At 60.5% G+C, this 3,612-nt stretch carries 5 protein-coding genes; 4 read left to right on the top strand and 1 reads right to left on the bottom strand.

Going from position 1 to position 3,612, the window contains the following annotated elements; translation table 11 throughout:
- Positions 1 to 86: 86 nt before the first annotated feature.
- The 3 genes from G372_RS0100145 to G372_RS0100135 all read left to right on the top strand — a co-directional run bounded on the left by G372_RS0100145 (position 87) and on the right by G372_RS0100135 (position 2,880).
- Entirely contained in the window at positions 87 to 974 is an 888-nt protein-coding gene (locus G372_RS0100145) for a RepB family plasmid replication initiator protein (RefSeq protein ID WP_244263173.1), read from the top strand.
- A 111-nt stretch (positions 975 to 1,085) separates the two neighbouring features.
- A complete protein-coding gene (locus G372_RS0100140; RefSeq protein ID WP_019624930.1) occupies positions 1,086 to 2,006 on the top strand; it encodes a hypothetical protein in 921 nt (306 codons plus the stop codon).
- Entirely contained in the window at positions 1,999 to 2,880 is an 882-nt protein-coding gene (locus tag G372_RS0100135; RefSeq protein ID WP_019624931.1) for a nucleotidyl transferase AbiEii/AbiGii toxin family protein, read from the top strand. Before G372_RS0100140 ends, G372_RS0100135 begins: the two co-directional genes overlap by 8 nt.
- Positions 2,881 to 2,938: 58 nt before the next feature.
- On the opposite strand, the gene G372_RS0100130 is transcribed toward G372_RS0100135, so the two are convergent.
- Positions 2,939 to 3,211, bottom strand: a complete 273-nt coding sequence (locus G372_RS0100130) for a hypothetical protein (protein WP_019624932.1) — start codon at positions 3,209 to 3,211, stop codon at positions 2,939 to 2,941.
- Between the two features lie 202 nt (positions 3,212 to 3,413).
- Between G372_RS0100130 and G372_RS0100125 the strand changes: the two genes are divergently transcribed.
- A partial coding sequence (locus tag G372_RS0100125) for an MbcA/ParS/Xre antitoxin family protein (protein WP_026372262.1) occupies positions 3,414 to 3,612 on the top strand: 199 nt, incomplete at its 3' end.

Here is a 3,612-nt window from a genome sequence, read left to right as displayed (position 1 = left end):
AAAGGGGGACGAATCCTTCGTGAAAGGGGGACGAATCCTTCGTGAAAGGGGGGACGAATCCTTCGCATATAAGGACCGAATATTGAATGTCCCGGGACATCAGTTCACGATGTCCCTCCAAATATCCACATGGAGCGGTGGCGATGGGAAAAGGAACTGAAACGGTGGTGAAGTCGAATGCGCTGATTCAGGCGGGTTACCGCCTGACTCTGGCGGAACAGCGTGTGATGCTCTCGGCGATCACTCAGATAAGACGCGATGAGCCCGCCACCGACGAGAAGGTCTATTCAGTAGAGGCCAACGCACTAGCCGATGTATCAGGCACGTCGGCCCGACGGGCGTACCAGGAACTCGCGGAGGCTGCGGAGCGGCTATACCGCCGAGAGGTCCGCATCGTTGGCGGGACCAATGGAGAGGGTGGGGATGCTGAGGGTCGTCGCGTCACGATGACCCGATGGGTTCAGGAGATCACCTACATCCGGGACGAAGGGCGCGTCGAACTGCGCTTCGCGCGAGCGATCCTTCCGTACCTCTCGACCCTAAGAGAGCAATTCACCTCCTATCAGCTGCGCTACGTCGCTTTGATGCGCAGCACGCACGGGATCCGGCTCTACGAGCTCCTGGCGCAGTGGAGGCAAACCGGAGAGCGCGAAATCGAGCTGGACGACTTGCGGCGGATGTTTGGCATCGAGGGCCAGTATCCAGCGGTCAAAGATTTGCGCCGTCGCGTCATCGAGCCAGCCGTCAGGGACGTGAACGAACATTCCGACTTGTTGGTGCGATACGGCCAAAGGAAAGCCGGCCGTAGGGTTGTGGCGTTCCAGTTCCAGTTCTCGCCCAAAGATGGGAAGCGGCAGCGCCGTTTGACGAAGGATCAGCTCGAGCAGCTCATTAATGAGAAAGCCAAGCCTGGTGAATCCTATGAGGAGGCAAAGCAGAGAGTTCTGTTGGAACTCCAGCAGAAGCCGTCTTGATCTGTTGCTCGACAAGCCCGTCATTATTTTCAGATCTAATCTGCTACACTATATCTACTATGTCCTTAGGACATAGTAGATATAGTGTAGCACGAAACAAAGAAGAACTCAATGGCCGAGACAATCCGGACCGACACAAGAAGACCTCTTACTCAGCTCGAGAAGGCTCTCGCCAAGGAGCTTCGGAAGCACGGGTGGCCTCTCATCACGCCATACGGGCTTTTCCACGAGCTGCGCGCACTCTATATGAGTGGCCGCCGCCTCCGGCTACGCAAACCCCTCCCAGATACATTCGAGCTCGCGCAACGGCGCCGAAATCTCGTGCGCGCCAGCGTGCTTACCCCCGACCCGGATTATAGGCACCGCGCCTATCGCATCGTGACCAACAGCGATTGCGCAGCCGAAGAGATTTGCTGCCTGGTGGACCGTTATTGCTACGTAGCCCATCTCTCAGCCATGGCGCGCTACGGGCTCACAGATCGCCGCCCCGAGGCCCTGCACATACGCGCTCCTACTCGCCAACTCGAGCGCCAACTGCTGGCCGACGCCATGATCCAGGACTACGGTGAGAAGGTCCTAGGAGAACTCGGGGAGCACCAGATACTCCGACCCCACACCATTGCGCACCCGAAAACGGTCCGCGATCGCCCCCTCGCCCTCACCCGTACTCGACATCCGGGTGCCTCCCTACCCATCCGTGGCACCTACGCTCGAATCGCCACCATCGGCCAGACCTTCGCAGACATGCTTGAAGAACCTGGGGCGTGCGGCGGGATGGCGCACGTCCTTGAAGTCTGGCGTGAGCACGCTGCTTTGTACCTTAAAGACATCATCCCGGCTGTCGAAGACACGCCACACGCTATCGCCAAGATCCGCGCCGGCTACATCCTTGACGAGCTTCTGGGGGTGCACGATGAACGTGTCCAGCATTGGACACGTCATGCCCAACGCGGCAGCTCGCGCCGACTGGACCCAGAGCGCCCCTTCGCACCCACCCACTCCGAGAAATGGATGCTTTCGATCAATGTCTGAGGACAACACATTCACCGTCGATATCAGCGCGTGGGTTGAGCACGCCCGCTCGGATCCGCAGCGCTACCGCGAGCGCCAGGCCACCGAAGTCCTGCTCGTCGCAGTAGGCCAGAGCGAGTCCTATGGCGACAGGCTGTATCTCAAGGGCGGAATTTTGATGGGGATCGTCTACCAGAGTCCTCGGCAGACGGTAGATATCGACTTCACAGCCGAATTCCAGCCTAGCGATGACATCGAGGACAAACTGCGAAAGGCTCTGGATCCCGAGCTCATGCGCGCGAGCACCCGGTTGGGCTACCCGGATCTTGTGCTACGCGTGCAGCGGATCGAGCGTGAGCCGAGGCCGAACCACTTCACGGATGCCGAATTCCCTGCCCTCCGCATGACGATTGCGTACGCCACGCGGGGAACCAACGCTCATAGAAGGCTAGAGGCGGGCCTCTGCCCCACCGTCCTGAAAATCGACATTAGCTTCAGGGAGCCGGTCCACGCCATCCAGTTCGTCCGCTTTGATGCTGGAATGCCGGCGGGCATGCGCGCCTACAGCCTGGAGGACATCATCGCGGAAAAGCTCCGCGCCCTGCTCCAGCAAGGCGTACGCAACCGCCCTCGGCGGCAGGATATCTACGATATCGATTACCTGGTACGAGAGCTTTCACCAAGCCCGGCGGAGAAGCGCCAGATCCTAAGCGCTCTGCTCACGAAAGCACGGGCCCGCTACATCGAGCCCGGCCCTGAATCGCTCGCGGACCCGGATATCAGGCGACGTGCCGGAGCCGAATGGCACACCCTCGCGCTGGAGATCGGCGATCTACCCGATTTCGCTGACGCCTTTGATCGCGTCGAGACCTTTTATCGCGGGCTGCCGTGGTGATCGCTTGCTCTACTCGTTACTAGTTGTCCGGATCGGCTATAAACCATGCGAACGAGTGCTATGCCGTAGACCGCTGCGCGGGTGCGTACTGCCGCGCATCCACGGACCACTCGACCACGCCCAGGTCTTCGCGCAGCCAGCGCGACAGCCGATCCAGTGAGCGCCACCAGCGCACCGGCTCGCGCGCGGAGCGTAGGGTGCGCCAGCGCGTGCCGACCTCCACCTGGACGGCCCATGCGTCGCCCTGGGCGACGATGGCGACGGCGCGAACCGCGCCGGAGTCCAGCAGCTCACGCAGTGTCGCCTCGGTTATGCCCTTCGCTTCGCTCATCGTGCCCCATCGATCTTGTTTTCGTGTCCGACGAAGTATGGCAGATCGTCTTGCGTGTTCACGTGAAACGCGGGGTCCGATTTGCCATAACACCCGAAGTGCGGCCCGCAGCCACGAAAAAGTGCGCGCGCGCACTTTTGGAGCGAACGCACTCCAGATAGTGCTAGCTTCATAGGGGACCTTCGCCGTCAGGAGGGGAAAGGTGTCGCACCAAAACGAAGTTGAGGCACGCGTAGTCCGTATCCGGGGAAAAGCAGCAGTGATCTTTGAGGATCCGGAGAAAGCGGAACGCTGGATGCGGACGAGGAATCGGGTGCTCGAGGCGGTGCCGATCGATCTGCTGGACTCGGATGAGGGTGCGGAGATGGTCGAAACGGTACTGCACCGGATCGAGCACGGGG

Source organism: Thioalkalivibrio thiocyanoxidans ARh2 (assembly GCF_000385215.1).
Taxonomy (GTDB): domain Bacteria; phylum Pseudomonadota; class Gammaproteobacteria; order Ectothiorhodospirales; family Ectothiorhodospiraceae; genus Thioalkalivibrio; species Thioalkalivibrio thiocyanoxidans.
Note: the sequence above shows the minus strand (reverse complement) of the source record. Positions and strands in the feature narration are given on the sequence as shown.

Bases quoted from the DNA above. Each gene is read 5' to 3' on its own strand.
- G372_RS0100145 (WP_244263173.1), top strand. From the start codon at position 87: ATGTCCCGGGACATCAGTTCACGATGTCCCTCCAAATATCCACATGGA.
- G372_RS0100140 (WP_019624930.1), top strand. From the start codon at position 1,086: ATGGCCGAGACAATCCGGACCGACACAAGAAGACCTCTTACTCAGCTC.
- G372_RS0100135 (WP_019624931.1), top strand. From the start codon at position 1,999: ATGTCTGAGGACAACACATTCACCGTCGATATCAGCGCGTGGGTTGAG.
- G372_RS0100130 (WP_019624932.1), bottom strand. From the start codon at position 3,211: ATGAGCGAAGCGAAGGGCATAACCGAGGCGACACTGCGTGAGCTGCTG.